The sequence below is a fragment of the Pseudoalteromonas sp. S2755 genome (assembly GCF_005886535.1).
Taxonomy (GTDB): domain Bacteria; phylum Pseudomonadota; class Gammaproteobacteria; order Enterobacterales; family Alteromonadaceae; genus Pseudoalteromonas.
Map to the genome: position 1 here is coordinate 21,981 of NZ_PNDS01000063.1, position 26,314 is coordinate 48,294.

General features: G+C 44.2%; 25 protein-coding genes and 1 pseudogene. 15 read left to right on the top strand and 11 right to left on the bottom strand.

All coding sequences use genetic code 11. The features are described from left to right. Positions 1-53: 53 nt before the first annotated feature. Positions 54-560 (bottom strand): GspH/FimT family pseudopilin, encoded by a 507-nt coding sequence (locus CWC03_RS11880; protein WP_249314017.1) that lies wholly within the window; start codon positions 558-560, stop codon positions 54-56. A gap of 99 nt (positions 561-659) precedes the next feature. Continuing rightward, entirely contained in the window at positions 660-1,196 is a 537-nt protein-coding gene (locus CWC03_RS11885) for a GspH/FimT family pseudopilin (protein ID WP_249314018.1), read from the bottom strand. Between the two features lie 137 nt (positions 1,197-1,333). Here CWC03_RS11885 and glnB point away from each other — a divergent pair, with 137 nt between their 5' ends. Next, on the top strand, positions 1,334-1,672 hold the full coding sequence (gene glnB / locus CWC03_RS11890; RefSeq protein WP_010371023.1) for a nitrogen regulatory protein P-II: 339 nt from the start codon (positions 1,334-1,336) through the stop codon (positions 1,670-1,672). Between the two features lie 217 nt (positions 1,673-1,889). On the opposite strand, the gene CWC03_RS11895 is transcribed toward glnB, so the two are convergent. Continuing rightward, positions 1,890-2,654: an outer membrane protein assembly factor BamD gene (locus tag CWC03_RS11895; RefSeq protein WP_128726863.1), complete on the bottom strand. Its 765-nt coding sequence runs from the start codon at positions 2,652-2,654 to the stop codon at positions 1,890-1,892. Between the two features lie 123 nt (positions 2,655-2,777). On the opposite strand from CWC03_RS11895, the gene rluD reads away from it, so the two are divergent. The 6 genes from rluD to CWC03_RS11925 all read left to right on the top strand — a co-directional run bounded on the left by rluD (position 2,778) and on the right by CWC03_RS11925 (position 10,647). After that, the gene (gene rluD / locus CWC03_RS11900) at positions 2,778-3,755 is read left to right on the top strand and encodes a 23S rRNA pseudouridine(1911/1915/1917) synthase RluD (RefSeq protein WP_138582115.1); all 978 of its coding nucleotides are present in this window, start codon (positions 2,778-2,780) and stop codon (positions 3,753-3,755) included. A 1-nt stretch (position 3,756) separates the two neighbouring features. Then, a complete protein-coding gene (pgeF, locus tag CWC03_RS11905) occupies positions 3,757-4,473 on the top strand; it encodes a peptidoglycan editing factor PgeF (protein ID WP_138582116.1) in 717 nt (238 codons plus the stop codon). Positions 4,474-4,563: 90 nt separating this feature from the next. After that, positions 4,564-7,137: an ATP-dependent chaperone ClpB gene (gene clpB / locus CWC03_RS11910; RefSeq protein ID WP_138582117.1), complete on the top strand. Its 2,574-nt coding sequence runs from the start codon at positions 4,564-4,566 to the stop codon at positions 7,135-7,137. 129 nt (positions 7,138-7,266) lie between these two features. After that, a complete protein-coding gene (locus CWC03_RS11915; protein WP_138582118.1) occupies positions 7,267-8,202 on the top strand; it encodes an NADP-dependent oxidoreductase in 936 nt (311 codons plus the stop codon). Between the two features lie 128 nt (positions 8,203-8,330). Beyond that, a complete protein-coding gene (gene gshA / locus CWC03_RS11920; RefSeq protein ID WP_138582119.1) occupies positions 8,331-9,908 on the top strand; it encodes a glutamate--cysteine ligase in 1,578 nt (525 codons plus the stop codon). Between the two features lie 130 nt (positions 9,909-10,038). Continuing rightward, positions 10,039-10,647, top strand: coding sequence for a transglycosylase SLT domain-containing protein (locus tag CWC03_RS11925; RefSeq protein ID WP_128726857.1), 609 nt, complete (start codon positions 10,039-10,041; stop codon positions 10,645-10,647). A gap of 267 nt (positions 10,648-10,914) precedes the next feature. Here CWC03_RS11925 and CWC03_RS11930 read toward each other — a convergent pair whose 3' ends face one another. Next, positions 10,915-12,177 (bottom strand): HlyC/CorC family transporter, encoded by a 1,263-nt coding sequence (locus CWC03_RS11930; RefSeq protein ID WP_095727508.1) that lies wholly within the window; start codon positions 12,175-12,177, stop codon positions 10,915-10,917. A 68-nt stretch (positions 12,178-12,245) separates the two neighbouring features. Beyond that, a complete protein-coding gene (locus tag CWC03_RS11935; RefSeq protein ID WP_017216167.1) occupies positions 12,246-13,052 on the bottom strand; it encodes a cytochrome C assembly family protein in 807 nt (268 codons plus the stop codon). A gap of 207 nt (positions 13,053-13,259) precedes the next feature. Between CWC03_RS11935 and ffh the strand changes: the two genes are divergently transcribed. Next, complete coding sequence (gene ffh, locus CWC03_RS11940; protein WP_138582120.1) at positions 13,260-14,636, top strand: signal recognition particle protein; 1,377 nt, start codon at positions 13,260-13,262, stop codon at positions 14,634-14,636. A 59-nt stretch (positions 14,637-14,695) separates the two neighbouring features. Here ffh and CWC03_RS11945 read toward each other — a convergent pair whose 3' ends face one another. After that, entirely contained in the window at positions 14,696-16,354 is a 1,659-nt protein-coding gene (locus CWC03_RS11945) for a tannase/feruloyl esterase family alpha/beta hydrolase (protein ID WP_138582121.1), read from the bottom strand. Between the two features lie 258 nt (positions 16,355-16,612). Between CWC03_RS11945 and rpsP the strand changes: the two genes are divergently transcribed. From rpsP to tyrA, 5 genes are all read left to right on the top strand, one after another. Then, positions 16,613-16,861 (top strand): 30S ribosomal protein S16, encoded by a 249-nt coding sequence (gene rpsP / locus CWC03_RS11950; RefSeq protein WP_017216164.1) that lies wholly within the window; start codon positions 16,613-16,615, stop codon positions 16,859-16,861. Positions 16,862-16,878: 17 nt separating this feature from the next. Further along, on the top strand, positions 16,879-17,412 hold the full coding sequence (gene rimM / locus CWC03_RS11955) for a ribosome maturation factor RimM (protein WP_128726855.1): 534 nt from the start codon (positions 16,879-16,881) through the stop codon (positions 17,410-17,412). Further along, on the top strand, positions 17,412-18,179 hold the full coding sequence (trmD, locus tag CWC03_RS11960) for a tRNA (guanosine(37)-N1)-methyltransferase TrmD (RefSeq protein ID WP_138582122.1): 768 nt from the start codon (positions 17,412-17,414) through the stop codon (positions 18,177-18,179). The genes rimM and trmD overlap by 1 nt, the downstream gene beginning before the upstream one ends. Positions 18,180-18,212: 33 nt before the next feature. After that, complete coding sequence (gene rplS / locus CWC03_RS11965) at positions 18,213-18,572, top strand: 50S ribosomal protein L19 (RefSeq protein ID WP_128726853.1); 360 nt, start codon at positions 18,213-18,215, stop codon at positions 18,570-18,572. Positions 18,573-18,783: 211 nt separating this feature from the next. Further along, positions 18,784-19,932: a bifunctional chorismate mutase/prephenate dehydrogenase gene (gene tyrA / locus CWC03_RS11970; RefSeq protein WP_138582123.1), complete on the top strand. Its 1,149-nt coding sequence runs from the start codon at positions 18,784-18,786 to the stop codon at positions 19,930-19,932. A 168-nt stretch (positions 19,933-20,100) separates the two neighbouring features. Here the strand turns inward: tyrA and CWC03_RS11975 are convergent. Next, positions 20,101-20,463, bottom strand: a pseudogene (locus CWC03_RS11975) (transposase); the annotation flags it as partial. Positions 20,464-20,700: 237 nt separating this feature from the next. Here CWC03_RS11975 and CWC03_RS11980 point away from each other — a divergent pair. Both CWC03_RS11980 and CWC03_RS23880 read left to right on the top strand, forming a co-directional pair. Then, positions 20,701-21,090: a GIY-YIG nuclease family protein gene (locus CWC03_RS11980; protein ID WP_017216159.1), complete on the top strand. Its 390-nt coding sequence runs from the start codon at positions 20,701-20,703 to the stop codon at positions 21,088-21,090. A 202-nt stretch (positions 21,091-21,292) separates the two neighbouring features. Continuing rightward, positions 21,293-21,949 carry a GIY-YIG nuclease family protein gene (locus tag CWC03_RS23880; protein ID WP_171040241.1) on the top strand — a complete coding sequence of 219 codons (657 nt, stop codon included), beginning with the start codon at positions 21,293-21,295 and terminating at the stop codon, positions 21,947-21,949. 206 nt (positions 21,950-22,155) lie between these two features. Here the strand turns inward: CWC03_RS23880 and CWC03_RS11990 are convergent, their stop codons facing one another. The 4 genes from CWC03_RS11990 to CWC03_RS12005 all read right to left on the bottom strand — a co-directional run bounded on the left by CWC03_RS11990 (position 22,156) and on the right by CWC03_RS12005 (position 26,215). Then, a complete protein-coding gene (locus CWC03_RS11990) occupies positions 22,156-23,010 on the bottom strand; it encodes a sugar phosphate isomerase/epimerase family protein (protein ID WP_138582124.1) in 855 nt (284 codons plus the stop codon). Positions 23,011-23,088: 78 nt separating this feature from the next. Further along, positions 23,089-23,838 (bottom strand): gluconate 2-dehydrogenase subunit 3 family protein, encoded by a 750-nt coding sequence (locus CWC03_RS11995; protein ID WP_128726847.1) that lies wholly within the window; start codon positions 23,836-23,838, stop codon positions 23,089-23,091. Continuing rightward, a complete protein-coding gene (locus CWC03_RS12000) occupies positions 23,838-25,517 on the bottom strand; it encodes a GMC family oxidoreductase (protein ID WP_138582125.1) in 1,680 nt (559 codons plus the stop codon). Before CWC03_RS12000 ends, CWC03_RS11995 begins: the two co-directional genes overlap by 1 nt. 2 nt (positions 25,518-25,519) lie before the next feature. Then, complete coding sequence (locus CWC03_RS12005) at positions 25,520-26,215, bottom strand: 3-keto-disaccharide hydrolase (RefSeq protein WP_069018565.1); 696 nt, start codon at positions 26,213-26,215, stop codon at positions 25,520-25,522. Positions 26,216-26,314: the final 99 nt, after the last annotated feature.

Genomic DNA, 26,314 nt, shown 5'->3' on the forward strand with positions numbered 1-26,314 from the left:
GGAGTAATTGATCCCCCTTTGTATTAATACTACTTATCCGAAGCTTAGGTTATTTACTTTTGACACTCATCTGTATCTTTTAAAGTGCTTCTCCCTGTGTAGCTAACTGACAACGACAATCCCACGGTAGAATTTGCATTACAGTAGACAAAAGTACCGTTATAGAGTCCCGCAAGATGGCCAAAGCGGCGAAATATAATGGCGTTTCTTGGGTAGGTGAGCATGTCCCCTGAGTCTACTGAGTCCACAACAGCTAATTTATAATCATCGCCTGAAAACTCACCTTGGGGGTGGTAATCAATAAAAACCGTTAACTGAGTGTGCCATTCTTTGCTGTCGCAGCGATTATTTTTCAGTGGGCACAAAGTAACGGTTGCACCGCTTGCAACAGCTTGAATGCGAGCCAAATTAATCGCTCGCCGCAGTGCTTCAAGTTTTATTTTTGGTTTATCAAACTGAAATAAAGCCGTAAGACTGGGAAGAGAAAATAAACTGACGATGGTGATAATCGCCAAACACACTAAAGATTCCAGTAGGGAAAAACCCATATAGCGACGCATATCCTTTGCCTCGAATTACATTTTCCTTAAGCCTAGTTGTTTGTATGTTAAAGGCAAGGTTGAAGCGAAGAGATATTTTACGTATCAGTACTTTTGTGGCTATCCACAGGTATCTGTTGTATCTCCGCGATATAATGCTGTGCCAGCGGTTGAAACACTTAACTGTTGATTGTTGTCGTCACTGCCAGGACAATAGGTAAAATTGCCAGCATTTGAGCCACTTAAGAGTCCGCTTGAATCAAACCTTAGACGATTGTCACCAGAAAATACCATAGTGTCGTTATCGTCTACGACCTCCATAGTTCTATGGATAGTATCACCATTACTAAATGTGCCATTTTTATCACTATCAACAAACACGCTAATTCTGTTCGTTGCCCAATTATCTTGGCAAGTAAATGCAGTCCTAGCTTGAATATTGGTTGGGGGAGCTGGGCAGAGAATGACAATTTCGTCTGCAGCGGTTGCTTTTACACGAGCAAATGCAATATTGCGCTGTAATTCTTGTAAAAAGGACTCTGCTCGGTTACGTTGCAGCAGGTTGCCATCAAAGCTAAATGAAATGGCCAGCACGATAGCCAATATAGCGATGGTTATCATTAGTTCTAGTAGATTGAATCCCGCTGATTGTTTCATTACCGCCTCACAACCAAAAAGTAATAATTTATGATTATTATTATTGCGTGAAATCACTTCAACTTTCAATGTCTTTGTTTGCCTTGGGCAAGCGGATTGTCTAAAATCGACGCTATACCAAAGGAATCGAGATAGTCATGAAGAAAATAGAAGCAATAATTAAACCGTTTAAACTTGATGATGTCCGAGAAGCGCTTTCGGATGTGGGGATCACGGGTATGACGGTATGTGAAGTAAAAGGCTTTGGTCGTCAGAAAGGCCATACTGAGTTATATCGCGGTGCTGAATATATGGTAGATTTCTTGCCTAAAGTAAAGCTTGATATTGTTACCGCAGATGAAGACGTGGACAGAGCGATTGAAGTTATCCTAAAAACCGCGCAAACGGGCAAAATTGGTGACGGTAAAATCTTTGTGACGGATGTTGAGCGTGTGGTTCGGATCCGCACCGGTGAAGAGGACGAAGAAGCAATTTAATACGCCGCTCAGTCAAATGCTTACCTTTTAGGGCTGCTTTCCCTCCATTATGGGCAGCCTAATTCCTTCCTGATTACAACTACAATCAAATAAAACACGCTGACGATTAATTTCCATGTACAGGAAGCTAGTGCTTTTACTGCTGTAGAAAGCTTGAAGGTGAATACTGGCGGGAGATAAGTCACGATCTCAGCGGTATCGTGACTTAGCACTCTATTTATTTGTTACGTGCGTTAACCGATTTGGCTTTTTTCACGTTATCCGCAAGGTCCTGAAGGCCAAGTTTGCGATAGCTTTTTTCCATAATGTCAAAAGCTTGGGTCAGATAACTACTTTGAGAGTAGTGCTCGACTACATATTTACCACGATTTGCTGCGGCAAGGTATGCTTCACGTTCGAAGTAATATTCAGCGACTCTGAGCTCATAGCGAGCCATTTTGTTTAGTAGCCAGACTAAGCGCTTTTTCGCTTCTGGTGCATACGGACTGTTTGGATAGTTTTTAACTAACGTGGTTAAATCCTGAAAAGCAACACGGGTGCGATTGGCATCACGGTCAGCCCTGTCTACACCGAAATATTCTTGGAATGCGTTTTCATCAGCCTTGATGCTAACCAAGCCTCGCATGTAATACATGTAGTCGAGGTCTTTATGATTTGGATTTAAGCGAATAAAACGATCAATAGTCGCAAGTGCTTGGTCGGTATTACCTGTTTGATAATATGCATAGACTAGGTCCATTTGAACTTGTCTTGCGTAAGGGCCGAACGGATAACGAGCATTAATTGCACTTAATAATTCAATGGCGCGGGCATACAAGCCGGAATCTAATGTTTGTTTAGCGTCTTCATAAAGCGCTTGGGCGGATTTGTTTGGTACGCGTTCAATATCTTCTTGTTCTGGTGCAGATGAACAGGCTGCCAAACCTAAAACAGACGCGGCTAACGCCAGCCTAAAGGCGTGTGTCCTTAAGTTTTTAATCATTTTATTTTACTACCTTTGTTTTCTTCGGCTAGGCCAACTCGGCAAAACCGAGTAAACTATGCATTAATACGATTCTAACCCAGTCGAGCACGGCTTGCACTGGTAAATTAGGTAAAGTTTCAGATGTCAGAGCAAATTTCCCTCCAAGCGGAGGTTCCAGTTGAACTCGGTGGTAAACGTCTAGACCAAATATTGGCGCAATTGTTCCCGGATTTTTCTCGTTCAAGAATAAAAACTTGGATCCTTGAAGATAAAGTCACCGTAGATGGTGAAGTATTCAACACCCCTCGTGAAAAGTTACTTGGTGGTGAAAGTGTCGCTATCGAGACGGTTATCGAAGCGCAACGTGAGTACGAAGCGCAAGATATAGAGTTAGACATTGTTTATGAAGATGATGATATTCTCGTGATAAACAAGCCCATGGGGCTGGTGGTTCACCCGGGAGCCGGTAACCCGGATGGCACTGTGTTAAATGCTCTGCTTCACCATCACCCAGAGATCATTAACGTACCTCGTGCTGGTATCGTACATCGTCTAGATAAAGATACGACCGGCCTAATGGTTGTGGCGAAAACCATCCAAGCACAAACGCACTTGGTGAAAAACCTACAGGCCCGTGAAAACTTCACACGTGAATACGAAGCAGTTTGTAATGGCACGATGACCGCAGGTGGTATGATTGAAAAGCCAATCGGTCGTCACGCAACCAAGCGTACACATATGGCAGTGCATGAGATGGGTAAGCCTGCTATCACTCATTACCGTGTTGCTGAAAAGTTCAGAGCACACACGCGCCTGCGCCTGCGCCTAGAAACCGGTAGAACACACCAAATTCGTGTACATATGGCGTATCTGAATCATCCGTTAATTGGCGATCAGCTCTATGGCGGCCGTCCTCGCCCACCAAGAAATGCGACTCAAGGATTAACCGAGCAATTAAGAGAGTTTAAACGTCAGGCATTGCATGCTATAAAACTAAGTATCGCTCATCCAATTACTGGTGAGATGATGACATGGGAAGCGCCTGTGCCTGAAGATATGCTTAAGCTGGTAGCAGCGCTTAGAGAAGATACCAAAGAAAACCCGGATTTAACGTTATAAGATGCAACTTGCTCAGTGGCCATTAACCCAGTTCATTGGGACATTATCAACAACACGCAAAGGCGGTGTTTCAGCACCGCCGTACGATAGCTTTAATCTAGCCTTTCATGTTGGTGATAATGCAGAACATGTAGCCGAAAATCGCAGAATTTTACATGGTTATGTGGCCAACCCGATTGTATGGCTTGAGCAAGTGCATGGCGCAGAAGTAGTAGTGGTCGACGAGCAGTTTGAAATCGCGCAGGTTCATCAGGCCGACGCCTTATATACTCGCTTGCGCCAAACACCTCTGGCTATCATGACGGCAGATTGCTTGCCCATTTTGCTTGCATCAAAAGATGGCGAGGAGGTGGCCGCTATCCATGGTGGTTGGAAGCCTCTTGCTGCTGGAATTATCTCGCAAACACTGGCTAAGTTTAACTGTGCACCTGAAGAGATCTGTGTATGGTTTGGCCCTGCGATTGGGCCTAGTGCATTCGAGGTGGGTGAAGACGTTGTACAGGCTTTTGAGGCGCAACGAAATACGGCATTTGTTGCTAAAAAAGACGGTAAATATCTTGCGGATATTTTCGAGCTTGCACAATCGTTATTACGCGAGCAGGGTGTAAAGGATTTTTACGGCGATAAACACTGTACAGTAACTATGCCCGAGCAATATTTTTCCTATCGTAGAGACAAAACAACGGGCCGTATGGCAACTTTGATTTGGCGCAAATAATCAGGGTAAATTATTACTTTTACGCTTGATCTTCGTTCAGTTAATACCCATAAATAAGGTAATTCAATATTTTATATGGGTAAATAAATCATGCGTTTAGATAGATTTACAAGCAAATTCCAAGCTGCGCTTTCCGATGCGCAGTCATTAGCGCTTGGGCGCGATCACCAATTTATTGAACCTGTTCATTTAATGTATGCTTTGCTCCAACAGAGCGGCTCAAGTGTGCGTGCATTATTAGCACAAGCTGGCGTGAGTGCCGACGAGCTTAATACTAAGCTGTCACAAGCCATTGAAAAGCTATTTAAAGTAGAAGGTGTAGGTGGTGATGTACAGCTTTCAAATAACCTTATTTCACTGATCAATCTGTGTGATAAATATGCACAAAAGCGTAAAGATAAATATATCTCCAGCGAGTTATTTGTTTTTGCTGCGTGCGAAGATAAAGGCCCATTAGGCGAGATTTTCAAAGCGCTTAACATCACCCAGCCAAAGATAGAGCAAGCCATTAAGGCTATTCGAGGGGGTCAAAAAGTCGATGACCCTAATGCTGAAGACACTCGCCAAGCTCTTGAGAAATTTACCATCGATCTCACTGAGCGTGCTGAGCAAGGTAAGCTTGATCCGGTTATTGGCCGTGACGACGAAATTCGCCGCACTATTCAAGTACTACAGCGCCGTACTAAAAACAACCCTGTACTTATCGGTGAACCAGGCGTTGGTAAAACCGCCATCGTTGAGGGACTCGCGCAGCGTATTATCAACGGTGAAGTTCCAGAAGGCTTGAAAAGTAAGCGCGTACTATCGCTGGACATGGGCGCGTTGGTGGCTGGAGCCAAATACCGTGGTGAATTCGAAGAGCGCCTAAAGTCGGTATTAAACGAGCTGGCTAAAGAAGAAGGCCAAGTCATCCTCTTTATTGACGAAATCCATACCATGGTAGGCGCGGGCAAAACCGACGGTGCAATGGATGCGGGCAATATGCTAAAACCCGCACTAGCCCGTGGGGAGCTTCATTGCGTGGGGGCAACCACACTTGATGAGTATCGTCAGTATATTGAAAAGGACGCAGCACTTGAGCGTCGCTTCCAAAAAGTATTTGTTGCAGAGCCAACTGTTGAGGACACCATCGCGATTCTACGTGGCTTAAAAGAGCGTTACGAGCTGCATCACTCAGTGGATATTACCGATCCCGCGATTGTCGCTGCGGCTAATTTATCACATCGTTATATCTCAGATCGGCAGCTTCCAGATAAAGCTATCGATTTGATAGACGAAGCAGGGTCTTCAATTCGACTGCAAATTGACTCAAAACCGGAGCAATTAGACAGGCTAGAGCGCCGTATTATCCAACTAAAACTGGAAGATAACGCGCTGGCAAAAGAGAAAGACGAAGCGAGTCAAAAGCGTCGCACCGAGATGCAAACGCTCATCAATGAATTAGAAACCGAGTACCGTGAGCTTGATGAAGTATGGAATGCAGAAAAGGCCTCATTACAAGGCACGCAAGTGATTAAGGCTGAGCTAGAGCAAGCGCGTTTAGATCTAGAAGTTGCGCGTCGAGCAAGTGACTTGCAACGTATGTCTGAACTACAGTACGGTCGGATCCCTGAGCTTGAGCGAAAACTAGACCTTGCTTCTCAGGCTGAAATGCAGGAAATGAGTCTACTAAAAAACCAGGTCGGTGAAGATGAAATTGCAGAAATTTTATCTCGCTGGACTGGGATCCCGGTCGCAAAAATGCTTCAAGGTGAGCGTGAAAAGTTACTGCAAATGGAAGACGAGCTTCATAAAAAAGTGATTGGTCAAGACGAAGCTGTTAATGCGGTTGCTAACGCTATCCGTCGCTCGCGAGCGGGACTTGCAGATCCTAATCGCCCAATTGGTTCGTTCTTGTTCTTAGGTCCAACAGGGGTGGGTAAAACGGAGCTGACCAAAGCGTTAGCCAACTTTATGTTTGATACGGAAGATGCCATGGTGCGCATTGATATGTCCGAATTTATGGAAAAACACTCAGTTGCGCGCTTGGTTGGTGCACCTCCTGGCTATGTTGGCTACGAAGAAGGCGGCTATTTGACAGAAGCGGTAAGACGCCGTCCTTATTCTGTGATTTTGCTTGATGAAGTGGAAAAAGCGCACCCAGATGTATTTAACATCTTATTACAGGTCTTGGACGATGGGCGCTTGACCGATGGTCAAGGTCGCACGGTTGATTTTAAAAATGCAGTGATCATTATGACCTCCAACTTAGGGTCGGATGTCATTCAGGAGCAAGCAGGAAGTAACGACTACGCGACACTCAAAGAGCGTGTTATGGGCGTGCTGGCTAGTCAGTTTAGACCTGAGTTTATTAACCGTATTGATGAAACTGTGGTGTTCCACCCGCTTATCAATGAACACATTAAAGAAATTGCGAGTATCCAGTTAGACAGATTGAGTAAACGTTTAACTGAAAGAGGGTTTGCACTCGAGCTTAGTGATGCCGCGCTTGATAAAATCGCTGCAAGCGGGTTTGATCCTGTATATGGAGCTCGTCCTCTTAAACGAGCCGTACAACAATACATTGAAAACCCGTTGGCGCAGGACTTGCTGCAAGGTAAGTTTGTGACTGGTGATACCATTAAAGTCGAGGTGCTTGATGACCAGATAGTGTTCAATCACTAAATATAGCTAAACGCTCTTACAGCCATACTGTAAGAGCGTTTTTCCCTCCCATACCGTAAATTTCTTCAAACTCCTTACCCTTTCGCGTATTCTACAAAGATACCAAACTGTTTTCTAAGCAAGCCGCATATGATAAATAACTCAACCACTTATGGTATTTACGAATTTGGTGATAGCAGTCAACTGTGTAGCACCACTATTTCTTTGCCAACGCTAACCTTAGGCCAAGTGCTGGTAAAAGTAAGCAGTACCAGTATTAATCCTATTGAAGTGAAAACCAGACAAGGTCTTGGTTATGTTGCAGCGCAAAAAAGTGCAGATGCCTTTTTGCCGCTCGGATACGATCTGTATGGTGAGGTGGTTGAGGTTCATGGCTCAGATAGCCAATTTAAAGTAGGCGATCTTGTCATCGGTATGATTGGATTTGCAAGTAATCCCGGGGCCTATAGTGATTATCTAGTGGCGCTTGAGTCAGAACTCATCAAGGTTTCTTTGCAAGAAAGTCCAGATATTGCAGGTCTTTGTCTTGCGGGTCTTACAGCAAAACAAGCGTTAGATAAATTCTCTAATCGTGATCGTCCATTATATGTATTGGCACCAACTGGTGGCGTGGGGCATTTAGCAATTCAACTAGCACAGCTCCAAGGGCGAAAAGTTATCGCGGTCTCGACCCGCCCTGAGCACGAATTGTTGTCGAAGCTCAAGGTAACGGCAATAAGTTATGACGAATTTTATCAGCACCAAGTTGAATGCGATTTACTGGACTTAATTGGTGGCGATATTGCATTACAGTGTGTCGACTCGATGAAGCCGGATTCGCACCTAGTGACCATTCCCAGCGTCACCAAAGAAATCGTCTGTGAGCGAGCCACGACAAGGGATGTAAGGGCTGAAGGTATGTTGGTTGCGAGTAATTTAGACGATCTTAAATATTTGTATCAGGCGTACCAAGCTGGCAAAATCAGCATCAACGTAAGTCATTACTTTGCGATGGCGGATATTGCGCAGGCTCATCACTGTATGGAAAGTGGTAAGCATGTTGGCAAAGTTATTATTAAGGCCTAAGTGTACTAAAAGTAGCCATATTTAAATTGATTGCTCGGTTTAAATCACTCATTTGATGAATACACTTGGTATAATTTGGTTTCGACCCCATAAACTTGAAATTGGCCTGTAGGTTCGAGGAAGAATTTTTGAAACAATTAGACTTAAACACTAAGCTGGACTTTTTGTCTGACGGCGCGCATCGCGGCGTTTTCAAAGGTATCAAAAGAGGTATCGAACGTGAGGCATTACGGATCCAAGGGTCGGGAAAAATAGCGAAAACACCGCATCCAGAAAAGACGGGCCATGCACTGACCAATGGTCATATTACCACTGATTTTTCTGAGTCGCTGCTCGAATTTATTACACCAGTGAGTGAAGATCCACAAGAGACATTAGCGCAACTTTCTGATCTACAGAAGTTTACTTTGGCTAACATGGGTGATGAGTTACTGTGGCCTTTGTCGATGCCATGCTTTATTGAGGATGAAGAAGATATTGTCCTAGCGCAGTTTGGCACTTCTAATATCGGCAAAATGAAAACGCTATATCGTGAAGGGCTAAAAAATCGCTATGGTAGTATGATGCAGGCCATTGCGGGTGTGCACTTCAATATTTCGTTTCCAGAGACCGTATGGCAAAGCCTGCAAGTGATGTCTGAAGACGATAAACCTCAGCAATCATTTATCTCCCAACAGTATTTAGGCCTTATTCGTAACTTCAAGCGTGAAATGTGGCTGATAAGCTACCTGTTTGGCGCATCTCCTGCGCTTTGTCCGTCATTTTTGCAAGGCAAAAAGAGCGACTTGCCATTTAGTAAGCTAGAAAATGGCTCTATATACCTTGAATATGGCACCGCACTTAGACTGGGTGATTTAGGTTATACCAATAGCGCACAAAGTTCGCTTAAGGTGATGTATAACGATCTGGATGAGTATATTGCGGGCTTGCGACAAGCCATTCGTTGCCGCTCCAATTTATATCATGAAATTCCAGACTATCGAGCGGCAGAGCCAAAACAGCTGAATCGCAACATTTTACAGATTGAAAACGAGTTCTACTCGCCAATTAGACCAAAACGTAATGCCAAGTCTGGTGAAACGCCGACTCAGGCACTTGAACGTGGTGGTATTGAGTACATCGAAATTCGTGCGCTGGATGTTAACCCATTCGAGCATACTGGTGTGAGTCTTGAGCAAATCCACTTCCTAGATGTGTTCTTAACCTATTGTTTGTTAAAGCCAAGCCCTGAACTCTCGTTTGATGCGCAAAAGCTCGCTGGTAAGAATTTACATCAGGTGGTTAATCAAGGTCGCTGTACAGCACTTGAACTGAGTAAAGCGGGTGAGCCTGTGAGTGTGAAACAGTGGGGCACTGAGATTTTTACAGACTTACTTAAAGTTGCAAAAATGTTAGATGGGAGTACAGAAAAATCAGTCTATGTGGCAACAGTGGAAAAATTAATGTTGGCAATTGAAACGCCTGCACTTACTTTTTCTGGGCAGTTGCTATCTCAGCTGAAGAGTCGTACCTTAGAACAAGGCTCAATGGGCATTGAACTAGCGAACAAATATAAGCAGCTTCATCAAGATATCAAATACGGCTATTACGATGAAGATACGCTGAAGTCATTTGCACGTCAGTCTTTTGAAGATGAGGCAGCGGTTAGAGCGGCTGATTCTGTAGACTTTACTGCTTTCCTTGACGATTATTTTTCAAGGGCATAATGCACAAGGCATAAAAAAGCGCAGCCATAAGGCTGCGCAAATAAATTTCAGGGATGAAACAATGCTAAACTGCTGCATTCATAAGTTCAGACCAATGCAAATTGTAAAAGTTCATTAGGTTTCGAAAAAAATGCAAAAAAAATTAATTTTAATTAGTCTCGTCGCTGTTTTATCCGGATGTGCTACTGCACCACCTAAACAACCTCATGATATTTGTAAGATTTTTGAGGAAAAAGAAGATTGGTATTATGACGCTCGTGATGCTCAAGATAAATGGGGCTCACCAAAGCATGTACTGATGAGCATGATGTACCAAGAAAGCTCTTTTCGTCACGATGCGGCGCCTCCAATGGAATATTTCCTATGGTTTATTCCTGTTGGCAGAGTAAGCTCTGCTTATGGCTACTCTCAAGCCAAAACTCCGACCTGGTCTGATTATATTCGTGAAACTGGAAACTCAGGTGCAGATCGCGATGACTTTGAAGACGCCATCGATTTTATGGCTTGGTTCGTATACAAAACTCACAAGGTAAACGGCGTGTCGAAATGGGACGCCTACGCACAATACCTCAATTATCATGAAGGTTGGGGCGGTTATCGTCGTGGTACATATAAGAATAAGAAATGGTTAATGCAAGTCGCAAATAAGGTAAAGCATCGTGCTGCGCGCTATGCCGTTCAACTTAAACGCTGTGAAGATGATTTAGATAAGAACTGGTTCGAGAGAATTTTTTCTTGAGTAAATTGCGGTGTTATTTTCAACACCGCAATTGAGTTTAGGGTTTAGCTTTTACTCGCTTAAGAGTTATACCAATTAGTCTTAATACTTGCTCAATTTGAAGGATCAAATCTGACGCTAACTGCGTTAAAAATTTCTCATTTAGAGCAACTAAATAGTAAAATTTTTGCCTTGCCTATATGGATGTAGGTACCTTGGCGATAGCAGGACGCGGTAGCGGTGTTATCGACAAGATTTTCTTGCCTCAAAATAGACCACTTAATCAAGCTAATTGGTAGTAGAAGAAATTTTCACCATCTTGATCATGTTTTCTTTAATCTCAATGACTTCCATCTTATAACCAGAAATCGTTAAGCCAAGAGGCGCATCTGGAATATCTTCAAGGTGCTCTACAATCAGACCGCTGAGAGTTTTAGGACCTTCGGTAGGTAAGTCCCAACTCATTTCTTTATTTAAGTCACGCACGTTTACACTGCCGTCAACCATAACTGAGCCATCACGCTGCATGTTTACGTCTTCACTCGGCGCACGCGTCTGCGTGGTGGTAAAGTCACCAACGACTTCTTCAAGAATATCTTCAAGCGTAACCAGACCTTGAATGTCACCATACTCGTCAACAACAAGACCAATACGTTCTTTGGCTTCTTGGAATTTGATCAGCTGTGTATTGAGTGAGGTATTCTCCGGCACATAGTAAATCTCTCTTACCGCACGTAGTAGTGACGGCTTATCAAACTGCTCTTTTGTTAGCAGACGTAGCGCATCACGAGCATGGATAAAACCAACCGCGTCATCAATTTGGTCACGGTAAAGTAGCACTCGGGTGTGCTGCGCGTTCGTGAGCTGGCGAGCAATATCTTTCCACTCGTCATTGATGTCTATCGCATTGATTTCACTGCGCGGGATCATAATGTCTTCTACAGTCACGTGATCTAAGTCTAATATAGAGGTAAGCATGTTTTGGTGGTTTGAGGGCAACATAGCGCTTGACTCATTTACCACGGTTTTTAATTCTTCTTTACTTAGGCTGTGCTCTTCAATCTCTTGTGGTGTGATCCCGACCAAACGTAACATACCATTGGTGATCCAGTTGGTCGCCACAACTAAAGGAAACAAGACCTTCAACAATACTTTTAGGATAACAGAGCTTGGGAACGCGACTTTCTCAGGGTATAAAGCTGCGAGAGTCTTAGGTGTAACTTCAGCGAAGATAAGGACCACGAGTGTGAGACCAAAAGTAGCAACTGCGATACCCATATCACCATATAGGCGTAATCCAATGATAGTAGCCACCTGCGCAGCGGCAATATTGACGAGGTTATTTCCGATCAGGATCAGACCAATCAGTCTGTCAGGACGGTTAAGGAGGTTACTTACACGCTTCGCACCACGGTGATTCTCTTTTTCAAGATGGCGTAGACGAATACGGTTGATTGACATGATACCGGTTTCTGAACTAGAAAAATAAGCCGACATCAAAATGAGCACGCCGAGTATGATAAACAAGGCGCTGGTCGATATGTCTTCCAACAGTGGATCCCTTTTTTACTTACGAAAGAGTATTAAGCGTTAGTGAGTTACGATAGTCAAGTTAAAGTTTAAAACCTGCCTAAAATCACTTCTTGTATAAAGCGACTACCAAAGTAACCTAAAGTCACGATGCCAGAAGCCGCTATGATTGAAATCACCACAGACTTACCGCGCCAGCCGAACTGCTTATGCCCAAAGGCGACGACGACATAAATAAGCCATGCAACGATAGATAAAATGGTTTTGTGAATAGTCTCTTTGGCGAACATACCGTCTAAAAAGTAAAAACCGGATGCTAATGCCAGTGTTAATAAACCTGTGCCTACAAATAACAGCTGATAAAGCTGCCTTTCCACTTGCATAAGTGGCGGTAGATGGCTGGTCATGATCGCCAAATCGCGCTGTTTTAAGCGTTTATCAATAAACATAAATTGAATGGCGTAGAGCGTGGCGATGATAAGCACACAGTAAGCCAATAAAGAAAGTGAAATATGTAAAACGAGGCCAACATCTATGTTTATCGTATGCATAATAATGTGGTGTGGAATAAATAGGCTTGCTAATAACAAAATAGCCGCGAAGCCATACACCACGGGCAGCAATAATGTTGCAGGGAAGCGTAAAGATACGGTCGTTACAGAAACAACGATAACCCAACAGGTTAACAAGGCAACGTTGACGGTACTGAGATCTTGTCCTTGGTGCGTAAACACTGAATTTACCAACACTAGCATATGAGTCAAAATGGCGACAGTGCTTAATATTAAGGTTTTCTTTTGATCTGGACCTTGTTTGTCAAATAAGCGCGATAAAACATGGCTGGTGGCCATGATGTAAAAGAGACAGGCGATTAATGACAAGCTAATAATCAACATAAAAATAAGTGCCTAATTTTTGCTTTCCTTTTTTAGCTATTGTATTTAAAGCCTCTGCGCTTGCATAGGGTTTTATTTCAATCCGTTAACTTATTCTTATTTTCGTTCAACGAAAGCGTAAAAAGCAGAACAATCGGCTTGAATACTGTATTAGTAGCTCGCATATCAGTATAATGCCCGACAATTTCGAGATTTTGGAACCGATACATGTTTGAAAACCTCCAAGAGCGTTTAGGAAAAACGCTTAAAAACATCAGTGGCCGTGGCCGACTAACTGAAGACAATATTAAAGAAACACTCCGTGAAGTACGCATGGCATTGCTTGAGGCTGACGTTGCCTTGCCGGTTGTGCGAGACTTTGTAAAACAAGTAAAAGAACGCGCGGTTGGTGTAGAAGTCACAAAGAGTCTGAGTCCAGGCCAGGTTTTCATCAAGATTGTTCGTGAAGAACTTGAAAAGTCGATGGGTGAGGCCAACGAAGAGCTGAACCTAAACGCGCAGCCGCCAGCTGTCGTGATGATGGCAGGTCTTCAAGGTGCGGGTAAAACCACCAGTGTTGGTAAGCTGGCTAAATTCCTTAAAGAGCGCAAAAAGAAATCTGTGTTGGTGGTGAGTGCTGACGTTTATCGGCCAGCGGCTATCAAACAGCTTGAAACGTTAGCTGCAGAAGTTGACGTAGAATTCTTTCCCAGTGATATTTCACAAAAGCCGGTAGATATCGCAACGGGTGCTATTTCTCACGCGAAGAAAAAGTTCATTGATGTGGTACTTGTGGATACCGCGGGTCGTTTGCACGTAGATGCAGACATGATGGACGAAATCAAAGATTTACACGCGGCGATTAACCCAATCGAAACCTTATTTGTCGTTGACTCAATGACAGGTCAGGATGCTGCAAATACAGCAAAAGCGTTCGATGAAGCGCTGCCACTCAGCGGTGTTATCTTAACTAAAACGGATGGTGATGCGCGCGGTGGTGCAGCGTTGTCTATTCGTCATATTACCGGTAAACCCATTAAGTTTATCGGTGTGGGTGAAAGAACCGATGCTCTAGAGCCATTCCACCCTGACCGTGTTGCATCTCGAATTCTAGGTATGGGCGATGTACTGTCGCTTATTGAAGAAGTCGAAATGAAAGTCGATAAAGACAAAGCCCAAAAAGTGGCTGAGAAAGTCTTTAAAGGCGATGGTTTTACACTGGAAGATTTTGCTGAGCAGCTGCGCCAGATGAAAAACATGGGCGGTATGATGTCGATGATGGAAAAGCTGCCTGGTATGTCGAACTTGCCGGATGCAGTAAAAGGTCAAGTAAACGATAAGACCTTTAACCAAATGGAAGCCATCATAAGCTCAATGACGCCTAAAGAGCGTGCACGTCCTGAAATCATCAAAGGCTCGCGTAAAAAGCGTATCGCTGCGGGTTCTGGTACGCAAGTGCAAGACATTAATAAGTTGCTGAAGCAATTTACCCAAATGCAGAAGATGATGAAAAAGATGAAAGGCAAAGGCGGCATGATGAAAATGATGAAGAACATGAAAGGCATGATGCCGCCGGGCATGTTTGGTGGTGGGCCTAAGTTCTAACACCGTTTTATAGTTTTTATAATATGAAGGCAAGCCATGGGGCTTGCCTTTTTGTTTACTTAGTTATTTTTAAAATTGGGTACTATTGGCCTAAAGTTTTCTGCCTTCTTGGGATCGCCTGTACCAATGTACTGGGCTTCTTGTGGATAAGGATAAACAGGGCGAGTGAAAAGAATATTGCCCTGTGGATCTTCTTTTTGTGTCATAAGCGTATCCGGGGCGTTACCGGTATCAAGCCAATGCACTAGCGCTGTGATAGCATCAAAGGTTTCAGCGCCAGGTCCCTCGATACCACAATGCACCAATCCTGGTGGCAAGAATAGCCGAGCAAAGTCGTAGGTGTTATCTTTACCCATATAATTGATAACTGACTCATACCAATCAATAGTTGCATATGCGGGTATTGCAGCGTCTGACCATCCATGTAATACAATCATTTTGCCACCGCTATTTTTAAATCCAGTGAGATCAGGGTGATCGGCGTCCATAAAGCTTGAGATAGGTGAAAGCTCGCCAACCTCATTGTTATAAGAAAAGTCTCTCCAGTTGCCTTGATTGTATCTTTCTCGAGGAAAAGCCAAGTACTTTAAATACTCGGTTGCAGCATAATAGTGATAAGGCTTGATAAACGGTGCTTCAGGAAACAGCCAGCCTGTCCATTCAGGTTCGGAGCCATAGGGGAGGCCGCCATAAATCACGTTACCTTGTTGGTCGTAGGACGGTGCATATATTTCCTTAATTGCGTTGACTTGGCGAGGTGTCAGGCATTTACCCGTGGTGTTGTCGCTGCATAGGAGCGTTTGCGGGTCAAAATCGCAGCGTCTAGGGTCGCTTATTAACCCATCAACTAAGCCATCTTTATAGTCACAAGCTTGCATGACGGCCTGTGAAATAAAGTCAGTATAGCTTGCATCGAGCAGTGCGTTATCGTTTTCATCCAAAATAGCTTTTGCATTATCCATGCAGTTGATTAGGTTAACTTTGGTGTAATTAATCGTCGGCCCTCTGGCAATCACGCCATCAAAATCATTAGGGTAACGCTTTGCGGCCATTATCCCAGCATGACCCCCCTTCGAACAACCCGATATAAAAGAGTACGTAAGTTGTTTACTATAAAAGCGCTCAATAACCGCTTTTGCTGCAACAGCAACCACATGGTTCGCTCGGTAGGCAAAGTCTTCTCTTAATGGCACATTGTTTTTAGCCCATAAACCATCGAATCCAGCAGCGGTATGGCCGCCATCATGAGACATAGTCGCGTAATTACGCATAACGCCAGCCATTGTTGGGTAGTTAGATACTTCGCCACAAAAGCCCATACAGGCATTGAGCAAGAAACGTTGGTTCCAAATTTGCTCCATTGGCAACCTAAGCTGAAAACGTATCGTCGGTGCAGCATAGCCTTCAACCAAACAGTGCTCAGGTAAAGAGTTTGTTCCTTTTGGTACAGGCGCACCTAATAGGCGACTATACTTATATGTCCAGAGTTCGGTGTCGGCATCTAGGGTTTGGCTTGGTACATATTTGGCATTGGTGATACTCATTGCAGCATTGCCTTGTTCTAGCTGCGAAAAGTCACCAAAACGTAACAGTTTACAAGCTGTTATTTCCTCATTGCTTGCTGCCAGTGTTGAAGTTGCAACGAGCGTAAAAGAAATGAGTGGTATACTTAGGAATAGGTGTTTAATTGAACGTCTTTCTTTCCACATTTGGTTCATATGTGTGCTTTCCTTATGAATAATGAAACAATAGGGGTTTTCGACTTTCCAGTTGTGCTGAAAAGTCAATTTTTCGTACCGCTATTGAGACGAATGTGGCGTATGAAACTTCAGCGTTGATGCTTTAGCAAGGCCTAATAAAGCATCAACTATGGAATTAACTTGCATTGCGCGTGAAAATGCGTAAAATGCCCGAGCTTCCCGTAATGGGAAGTACAAACTTATTAATGAAAACAGTCAATCTATGTAGAGGACGGTATGGTAACTATTCGTTTGCAACGTGGCGGCGCTAAAAAGCGTCCATTCTATCAAATCGTGGTTGCGGATAGCCGTTTCTCGCGTGACGGTCGTTTCATCGAGAAAGTAGGTTTCTTTAACCCGATCGCAGCAGGTCAGGAAGAAAAAGTACGTTTAGATTTATCTCGTGTTGATCACTGGGTAGGTCAAGGCGCATCTCTTTCAGATCGCGTTGCTAAGCTGGTTAAAGACGCTCGTAAAGCGGCTTAATAGGCGTAAGTGTAACCATGAGTCAAAGTAAAACCTCGACAATCGTTGTTGGTAAGCTTGGTGCTCCTTATGGCATCAAGGGTTGGCTTAAGGTGCATTCATTTACTGATGATCCCCAAGGGATCTTCGATTTCAGCCCATGGTTGATAGGGCAACAAGGTAAATGGCAAAACCTTGAAGTGAGCGACTGGCGTCGTCACAACAAGGGATATATCGCTAAATTTGCTCAAGTAAACGACAGAGACGAAGCCGTGGCTTATACCAATGCCGAAATCGCTGTCTATGCTGAGCAGCTTCCTGAATTACCTGAAGGGGAGTTTTATTGGCGAGATCTCATCGGCATGTCAGTAGTAACCGATAAAGGTTACGACTTAGGCACAGTTGATGACTTGATGGAGACAGGTTCAAATGACGTTTTGGTTGTGAAAGCAAACAAAAAAGATGCATTTGGGCAATCTGAAAGGTTAATTCCATTCTTAACAGACTCTGTTATTTTGGATGTTAACCATGAAGAGAGAAAAGTTACTGTAGATTGGGATCCAGCGTTTTAATGAGTGATCAGCAAAAGCTATGGGTTGGAGTGGTTTCACTTTTTCCTGAAATGTTTGATGCGATAACTCAGCAAGGCGTAACGGGTCGAGCTGTGAAAAACGGCTTGATTGAGTTTAATTGTTGGAACCCGAGAGACTACGCCACTGATAAACACAGAACCGTGGATGATCGCCCTTATGGTGGTGGCCCGGGAATGTTGATGATGGTTGAGCCTCTTAAAAAGGCCATTCTTGATGCCAAAGCGGCAGCAGGAGATGGCGCTAAAGTAATTTACATGTCCCCTCAAGGGCGAAAGCTAGATCAACAAGGTGCGACTGAATTGGCGCATTCAGAAAAGTTGATTTTAGTAGCGGGTCGTTATGAAGGTATTGATGAGCGGATCATCGAGTCTTATATAGACGAAGAGTGGTCCATCGGCGATTTTATACTGAGCGGTGGTGAGTTACCTGCCATGACATTAATCGATGCAGTAGCACGATTAGTGCCAGGTGTGTTAGGTCATAACCAATCAGCAGAACAAGATTCATTTTCGGATGGCTTGTTAGATTGTCCTCATTATACTCGGCCGGAAACATTGGATGATAAACAGGTGCCTGCTGTATTACTCAGCGGAAACCACCAAGAAATAGCCAAATGGCGCTTAAAGCAGTCTTTGGGTAGAACTTGGCAACGTCGTCCTGACTTGTTGCGTAACCTAGCTCTGACTGAGGAGCAGGCGGCATTACTTGCTGAATTTCAGCAAGAAAATGGCCAAGCTTGTGGCTAGAAGACAGTTACACCTAGGAATGTGAGAAATAAAATGGCAAAAGTAAACCAAAATATTATTAAAGAGCTTGAAGCTGAACAGCTTAAGCAAGACGTACCTGCGTTCGGCGCTGGTGACACAGTAGTTGTACAGGTACGCGTAAAAGAAGGTAACAAAGAGCGTCTACAGGCCTTTGAAGGTGTTGTAATCGCTAAGCGTAACCGTGGTCTACACTCATCTTTCACTGTTCGTAAGATTTCAAGCGGTGAAGGTGTTGAGCGTGTATTCCAAACGCACAGCCCTCTTATCAGCAGCGTAGAAGTTAAGCGTCGTGGTGCGGTTCGTCGTGCTAAGCTTTACTACCTACGTGAGCGTTCTGGTAAATCTGCACGTATTAAAGAGAAACTTAACTAATACGTCGCATTTATCAAATGCAGATAAAACAGGCCGCTTTATGCGGCCTGTTTTGGTTTTACCTCTCTTATTATTTCCATTCTGTGAATACTCACTGACATATCAGGCGTCTTGTCACGATATTTTCATGGTTGTTTACTTTTAAAGCGGCGTACTTCTTGTTAGACTCGGTGTATTATTTAATTTACTACTGTGTATATAAGTTTACATCATGAATGGGGCTAACGATTTAGAAGCAATACGCGTTGCAATAGATGATTGCGATAGCGAGCTTGTCGCGCTACTTGCAAAGCGCAAAGCATTGACCGAACAGGTTGGAAAAATAAAACAGCAAAAGGGCGCACCGCTACATGTGCCGAAGCGCGAAGCTGAGCTGATCAAAGCCCGGCGCGCAGAAGCTGATGCCAAAGGGGTAAACCCTGATTTAGTCGAAGATATTCTGCGTCGTATGATGCGAGAAGCCTACGAAAACCAACAAAGTGAACTTGCCTGTGCTGCACCAAAAATGTCACCAGTCGTTATTGTCGGCGGTCAAGGCGCCATGGGTAAATTGTTTGCGAAACAGTTTAGACGCTCAGGCTATGAAGTACGCATTTTAGACAAAGACAATCAATCACAGGCTACTGAGCTACTGAGTGATGCTAAGCTAGTATTGGTGAGCGTACCAATTAATGCGCTAGAGCAAGTCGTCAACGAGCTACCCGCGCTACCTGATGACTGTATTCTTGCTGATATTACCTCTGTAAAGCAAGCCCCGCTAAAAGTACTGATGAACAAGCACAACGGCCCTGTGGTTGGTCTACACCCTATGTTTGGTCCAGATATATCTCATTGGGTTAAGCAAACTGTTGTGGTGTGTGAAGGGCGTTTGCCAAAGCAATGTGAAGGGTTAATCAAGCAACTAAAGATCTGGGGCAGCCAGCTGGTATCAATGGATGCTAAAAAGCACGACCAATCTATGCAGATCATTCAAGTGATGCGTCATTTAACCACGTTTGTGTATGGGCAGTTTTTATCAAAGCAATGCCATTCATTAAAAGAGTTAAGAAGCTGCTCATCGCCTATCTACCAATTAGAGCTGATGATGGTGGGACGGCTGTTTGCGCAATCCCCTGAACTTTATTCAGATATTATGCTCGCGCAATTTAATGATGTAGAAGGGTTGTTGGCAAGCTATCAAGATACCTTTGAGCAGACATTGACCAAGCTACAACAAGGCGATAAAGAAGGCCTAATGCAATCTTTCTCTGAGGCCAAACAGTATTTCTCAGAAAGCGCGAAACACTTCCTATCACAAAGCCGAGGCCTGCTTAACAAAGCCAATGACGCTAAAGTGTTAGATTATGAGGAAAGTATTTAGCGCCAAGTTATGCCTCCTACATCACGGGTCAAATAGTGTTGTGGGAGTGGCTTTACGCTACGATTTTATGTAGGTCGCCATTTATAGCGCAAATAACACCCGTGACTATCTGCATCAATGCTGATAATGCAGCTCCAAGTTTAAGGTGGGTGTCAGCGATTTCGTACTGTACTTGGCGACATGCTCACTGAGTATCAATTGCTCCGACTCGCAGAGTGGCTCACCTTCAGTAAGCTTACTGGTTATCCAATTACCTTTAAACAACTTGTGCCACCGTATCACAATCGCTTCATCCGACAGGCGCTTAGCCTTTTTATCATCAACATATAAAACAATGTTGGTGTGATTACTCATCACGGCATAAGCACAGACATCAATACAAAACACGGAGCCCAACATCATGAGCTTTTCTTCAACCCAATCCCGGCGGTATTCGTATGATTTTCCGGTAAATTTATTTTCACCGCACAGAAACGCAAGCCTTACACAGCGGGAGATACAGTGGTAGTATTTGGTGTCGGTTAAACTGATTTGTCTTTTACGGGCAGTTGCCGTAGTTTAGTTCCCTCAATCCTTTGAGTGCAGAACTAAAGCTTAGGCGGCATCTTTGGAGGGTGCAAATTAGTGGTGGGTGTCTGGCTTAAACTATGGTTTAAATCTAGTTAATGGATGGGATGCCCAAGGCTTGGCTGGCGTTCGTTCCTCACTTATTTTAGCCAAGCATTATCCGCCCCATAACCGGGCGTATGTTTACAAGGATAGCTTACAGTGAAAAGTCAAATGCGCTTGATTAAGAATGCGATGGAGTATCTACCTCTTGAGAACATAATTGACGTGGGAAAAGGAACTCGGGGTATCTACGTTCTTTACAAACGGAGGGGCTTCAGAAATGATCCCGCCCATCATTATGATGTTGTTTATGTCGGGATGGCCAGAAGCAGCATAAAAAATAGATTAGAATCACATTTAAAAAGTAAAGATGGTTTATGGTCTCACTTCTCAGCATTTGAAGTATGGGACAATATTACAAACATTGAAATTGAGGAACTTGAAGGTTTATTCAGGCATCTCTATCGTTTTGACAGTAATGCGAATGTGTTAAATGTACAACGGGCATATCAGCCATTAAGTGCGGTTGTCGCTAGTGAGTGGTTGTAAATATAACAAATGCCTGTTAGGCGTGCGTTAGTGGCAAAAAGGTAGGTATGATGAAAGTTGGTAGAAATGAACCTTGTTGCAAATTAGTGGTGGGTGTCTGGTTTAAATCTTCAGGTTTAAATATCGCGGCCCATTTCAACAAGCGACTATGCGTACTGCGTACGCATAAATACTAAAGCGCTAGGCGAAAACGGAGAAGCTATTGAACCCAGGATACGTATACATATTAATTAATGAGTCCATGCCTGGATTGATAAAAATAGGGAAGACACGAAGAGATAGTCGTTCAAGGGCTAGAGAGTTGTATAAAACGGGAGTTCCAACCCCTTATCAAGTCGCATTTGAGTTATTTTGTGATAACCATGCTCGAACTGAGAGTGAAATCCACGATCGACTTTCAGATTTTCGCATAAACAGTAATCGAGAGTTTTTTAGGTACCCTTTGGATAAAGCAATTAGTCTCCTACAAAGCATGGGCAATAGCTCATTCGAAGAGGATACCTTTGCAGCAATAGATATTACCAAAGACTTAATGTCAAAATATTCTCATTGGATGAAAACAGATGTTGTCTCAGTTCGCATAGTTCAACCTCTGGATCGGGTTTGGCTGGAAATAACGCAGGAAAAAGAGATTGCAGGGTATCTGGTGGATCAAATAGTCAACCGTACAGACTTGGGGTTTATTACCGGTGGTAAAGGAGAGAAGGATCTGTATTTCTCCCCAGGTAATCCAATCTCAAAAAACGCAGAGAAGTTTATCAATGAATTTGACCCGTACTCTATCATAAATACAACTGATCTATTTCATGATGAGGGAGCAAATGAAGTTAACGAAAAGTATAATCCGCACCGCGCCTAAAAAAGTGCTCAATTTGATCTCCTCTGCGACGCTTGTTTTACGGTTTAACGCTACGCTACCACAAAGCAAAAGCGTCCGTTTTGGCAAATTAGCACGGCGTTACCGCCCCGACTCTTAGCACCGCAACAACAGTCAAGTTCGATCGAACCCCACGATCAAACCTGACAGTGACAATTAACTATTTCAGATAAACATATTCCCGCTTGTTACTCACTCAGTATCTTATCTAAATTCGCTTTTGAGCGGGCGACGCTTTCTAGTGGTGTTAGGCCGCTTGGGTATTCTTCTTGTTCGATGACCAGCCACTGTGTGCCGCCGTGTTGCTGCATGGTCTGGATGAGCGCTTTCCAAGGGTAGTGGTTTTCGCCAATGATTGGGCTTTTGTCATCTCCTTGATGAGTGCGTATTTTAATATGTGTCGACACGGTTCTTCCTGCATATCGCTTAACGTAATCGCTGGGTGATTTACCTGCGTAATTCACCCAGCCGACATCGAGCTGCAGTGGGAAATCGCTTGGGGTGTTGGTGGCGATATAATCCCAAAATGTGCTATTAGCGTACGCGTTAAATTCCTTTTCATGATTATGAAATCCGATCTTCATATCGTAGCGCTGGGCAATTTGGTGCACTTGGTTAAGCTGTTTTACAAATGCTTGCACTTGGTTTTTATCCCATGCCCTTTCATCCCAAGGAATAAAGAGCGTGGATACGCCTAAGGTTTTGTAAAAGAGTAGGGTGCTTGCTCGTTTTTCTTCAGCTAATGCGTCAAAGCCGATGTGGGCGCTGCTCGCAACTAAGCCAAGCTCTGCTAACCTTTGTTTTAATTTGCTTGGGTTATCGGCATAGTTGCCAAAGTTTCCCGCAAATTCAACGCCATCAAATCCCATGTTGGCGAGTGCTTGCAAGGTGCCATCAAAGTCTCTTGCCAATTCCTCTTTTACCGACCACAGTTGAACGCTAATTGGTAACGACTGATAAGATGCCTGCGCGTATAGCGGCAGCGCGATAATAAAAGCAATGAACAGCATTACTTGTTTAAACAATACGATTTTTTTAAACATCACTTCTTCCTAAAACTAAAAAAAGCAGAGTCTAACTCTGCTTCGCTTGGGATTAGCCATAACAAAATGACTCAAGGGTTAGTCGCGGTAGGCATACTGGCTTAGCCCAAGCTCTGCGAGTACGCCATCTAGATGCGCCTTGGCTTCAGCAGTAGGTCCTGGATAATCACCTGCAATTGGTACATTGCCCAGATAGCCTATATCTTGACAGCCCTCAGGTGTGCAGAAGTAAGCGCCGAGAACGAGATCTTTAAAGCGCAAGAATGCTTTACCTATACGCTGAAATTGCTCAGGTGTTTGCGCATTAAAATAAGCAATATCATCCATAATCTTACTTTGCTGCGTTGCGCTAAGTTGCAAAAATGGCTTTTTAAAGCGCAAAGTCGACTCATCGTCAATCCAAGCGAGTGCATGGAGTATTGTCACTCTATCTTTTTGTTGTCCGTGATACGGTGCGCTTACCCATTCGTCGATCACACTTGGTACTTGTACTTCAGAAGCTGAAGGGTGTTTGCCCTCTTTGGGCACAATAAAATCAGCTAGTACTGCAACTAACGTGAGCTGCGCTTCGGTGAGGGTGAGCGGCCAAGGTGACTCTGGCGGCATGATCATGTTTGGATCGGTGCCATACCCTTGAGCACTAACTGGCTGTATTTCAATATCTGGCCAGTGCCCGGCAGTAGCCGTTTCACCTTCAATGGCCTTACTGCAACCAGTGGTGAGTGTTACCGCAGAGCCTGCCGCCAGTAAGCCTAACCATTTTAGCGACTCGCGGCGCGTCATACCGGAGATATATTTATAAGAATCAACGCGATCAGGTGTATTCATTACAGTACTCCTTTATCAATCTGTTCAGCCAACCAAGTCGAGTTGCGCATTGCTAACGTCATAATAGTTAACGTACAGTTTTTATGAGGGTTCGACGCAAAGACACCGGCATCCATCACAAATAGATTGTCACAGTCCCATGTTTGACCCCACTGATTCGTTACCGATTCTTTTGCTGAACTGCCCATTCTCGTCGTGCCGACCTCATGAATGATCTCACCGCCTTTTGAAATGGCTTTTACCGCAGGTGGTAGCTCGCCCACTTCGGCACCCATGTTCTCAAGGATCTGTTTCGCGGTTTTGAGACCATGCTCGATTTGCTTGAGCTCTCTGTCAGACCATTTGAAATGGAACTTAGCAACCGGGATCCCCCATTTATCTTTGACGTTTTCGTCAATTTCCATGTAAGAATCTTTATTCGGTAGCATTTCTCCGCGCAGTGCAAATCCAACATAGGAACCATAAGCGTCACGCACTTGTTGCTTTAACTTGGGGCCATAACCTTGTTTATTGCCAGACACGCCAGAGCCCGGTTGATTAAAGCCGCTGCTAATTTCAAAGTGATAGCCGCGTGGGAAATTAAGCTCACCTTTCTCATGGGCTTTGTGTCCCCACCAAGGAATAAAAAGGTGGTTACCGGTGTGGCCGTCTTCGTTATAACGTGGGCGGCCTTTTAACGCAGGGATTTGTGCACCAAGCCAAGCACCGGTAGAGTCCATTAGATTGCGACCTACCTGACCACTTGAGTTTGCAAGTCCCTTGGGATGTTTTGCATGTTTGGAATTAAGCAAAATACGGGCAGATTCACAGGCGCTGGCCGCCAAAATCACCACATCTGCATTGAGTGCATGTTCTTGCGCAGACTTTTTATCGACGTAAGTCACACCAGTTACTTTGCCATCTTCATTCACCGCGACCGACTTCACCATGGCATCGGTGATCACTTCAAGGTTCCCTGTCGCTTTGGCCATAGGAATAAGCGAAGTTGTGGTTTGGAATGCCGCACCAATTGAGCAACCATGGCCACAAGGTGTGGCGTAAAAACACGCTAAGCGGTCGTCTTTATTGCGAGTCAGCACAGCTCTGTGCATAGGAACCGCTGGGATCCCCATTTTTTTCGCGGCGGCTGCAACCAATAATTCGGGTACTCTTGGTGTTGGTGGTGGCTGTAACACGCCAGGCGCAGAAGGGGGCATGTCATCCAAGCCTGTATTAGTACCACAGATCCCAACTATTTCTTCTGTTTTGTCATACCAAGGCGCAATGTCTTGATATTCAAACGGCCAATCAGCGCCATGCCCGTCACGGCTTTTGCCCTTAAAGTCATGTTCACTAAAACGCAGCGAGTAGCGACCCCAGTGATTGGTGCGGCCACCGAGCATACGTGCACGCCACCAATAAAAATCGGTGTTTTCAGCGCGCGTGTATGGTTCATCTGGTACTTGCCAACCGCCATCAATTGTCGCGTCGTAAAACCCAAAGTTCTTATCCTTATTGCCAGCGCCCATGAGTGGGGCTTCGCTATTTCGGCGGAACATCGGGCTTTCTGTTTTTGGGTCGTAATTTCGACCAGCTTCTAGCATTAAAACTTTGTGGCCTAGCTTAGTGAGTGTATAAGCGGCCATTGCGCCACCAGCACCTGAGCCAACGACCAATACTTTATGATCAAATGTTGCCATGGTTACAGCTCCTTGATCTTAATGTTTTTGAACCAAACTTTGTCGCCGTGATCTTGCAAGCCGATGTGGCCTTTTTTACCTTCAGCAAACCCTTGCCATGTTGCAAATTTACTGTTCTTAACCAAAGCATTCCAAGTGGTGCTGCCAATCACGATACTCGTCGTGCTTACACCATTTTGCCAAACTTGTAGGTGGCTATCTTGCAGCTTAATACGAACTTGGTTCCAAACTTCAGCAGGTTTATGTGCCGTACTTGGTGCGGCGAACAGGTCATAAATAGAACCTGCAAGGTGAGAGTCTATTTTATTGTCTGGGTGTTCTTTGTTATCTAGAATTTGGATTTCCGGGGCGTGGGAGTAAATTGCACCGCCTTTTTCATCCGCCAATACAAAGATCCCACTGTTGCCTTTTTTAGAAATCTTCCAATCGAGCTGGAGCTCAAAATTCTGATACTGTTTTTTGGTCAGAATATCGCCGCCACCACCTTGGGTAAGTGTCATCGCGCCGTCCTCAACTTGCCACTGGCTATTTAGGCCGTCACTTTTAAAGTTGCGCCATTGCGACATATCTTTGCCATCGAATAGCAGTTGCCATCCAGCTTGTTGTTCTTGCGGGCTCAATTGGTTGTCAGTTGTACTAGCGCAAGCCGCACAACTAACGGCCAATGCCAGCGTTAGTATTTTTATAGAGTTGAGCATATTGGAACCTCGTCTGTTCACTTTTTACTTGTTGCTACATATACCAATTAGTCTTAATACTTGCTCAATTTGAAGGAGCAAATCTGACGCTAACTGCGT

Bases quoted from the DNA above. Each gene is read 5' to 3' on its own strand.
- CWC03_RS11880 (WP_249314017.1), bottom strand. From the start codon at position 560: ATGCGTCGCTATATGGGTTTTTCCCTACTGGAATCTTTAGTGTGTTTG.
- CWC03_RS11885 (WP_249314018.1), bottom strand. From the start codon at position 1,196: ATGAAACAATCAGCGGGATTCAATCTACTAGAACTAATGATAACCATC.
- glnB (WP_010371023.1), top strand. From the start codon at position 1,334: ATGAAGAAAATAGAAGCAATAATTAAACCGTTTAAACTTGATGATGTC.
- CWC03_RS11895 (WP_128726863.1), bottom strand. From the start codon at position 2,654: ATGATTAAAAACTTAAGGACACACGCCTTTAGGCTGGCGTTAGCCGCG.
- rluD (WP_138582115.1), top strand. From the start codon at position 2,778: ATGTCAGAGCAAATTTCCCTCCAAGCGGAGGTTCCAGTTGAACTCGGT.
- pgeF (WP_138582116.1), top strand. From the start codon at position 3,757: ATGCAACTTGCTCAGTGGCCATTAACCCAGTTCATTGGGACATTATCA.
- clpB (WP_138582117.1), top strand. From the start codon at position 4,564: ATGCGTTTAGATAGATTTACAAGCAAATTCCAAGCTGCGCTTTCCGAT.
- CWC03_RS11915 (WP_138582118.1), top strand. From the start codon at position 7,267: ATGATAAATAACTCAACCACTTATGGTATTTACGAATTTGGTGATAGC.
- CWC03_RS11925 (WP_128726857.1), top strand. From the start codon at position 10,039: ATGCAAAAAAAATTAATTTTAATTAGTCTCGTCGCTGTTTTATCCGGA.
- CWC03_RS11935 (WP_017216167.1), bottom strand. From the start codon at position 13,052: ATGTTGATTATTAGCTTGTCATTAATCGCCTGTCTCTTTTACATCATG.
- ffh (WP_138582120.1), top strand. From the start codon at position 13,260: ATGTTTGAAAACCTCCAAGAGCGTTTAGGAAAAACGCTTAAAAACATC.
- CWC03_RS11945 (WP_138582121.1), bottom strand. From the start codon at position 16,354: ATGAACCAAATGTGGAAAGAAAGACGTTCAATTAAACACCTATTCCTA.
- rpsP (WP_017216164.1), top strand. From the start codon at position 16,613: ATGGTAACTATTCGTTTGCAACGTGGCGGCGCTAAAAAGCGTCCATTC.
- rimM (WP_128726855.1), top strand. From the start codon at position 16,879: ATGAGTCAAAGTAAAACCTCGACAATCGTTGTTGGTAAGCTTGGTGCT.
- trmD (WP_138582122.1), top strand. From the start codon at position 17,412: ATGAGTGATCAGCAAAAGCTATGGGTTGGAGTGGTTTCACTTTTTCCT.
- rplS (WP_128726853.1), top strand. From the start codon at position 18,213: ATGGCAAAAGTAAACCAAAATATTATTAAAGAGCTTGAAGCTGAACAG.
- tyrA (WP_138582123.1), top strand. From the start codon at position 18,784: ATGAATGGGGCTAACGATTTAGAAGCAATACGCGTTGCAATAGATGAT.
- CWC03_RS11990 (WP_138582124.1), bottom strand. From the start codon at position 23,010: ATGTTTAAAAAAATCGTATTGTTTAAACAAGTAATGCTGTTCATTGCT.
- CWC03_RS11995 (WP_128726847.1), bottom strand. From the start codon at position 23,838: ATGAATACACCTGATCGCGTTGATTCTTATAAATATATCTCCGGTATG.
- CWC03_RS12000 (WP_138582125.1), bottom strand. From the start codon at position 25,517: ATGGCAACATTTGATCATAAAGTATTGGTCGTTGGCTCAGGTGCTGGT.
- CWC03_RS12005 (WP_069018565.1), bottom strand. From the start codon at position 26,215: ATGCTCAACTCTATAAAAATACTAACGCTGGCATTGGCCGTTAGTTGT.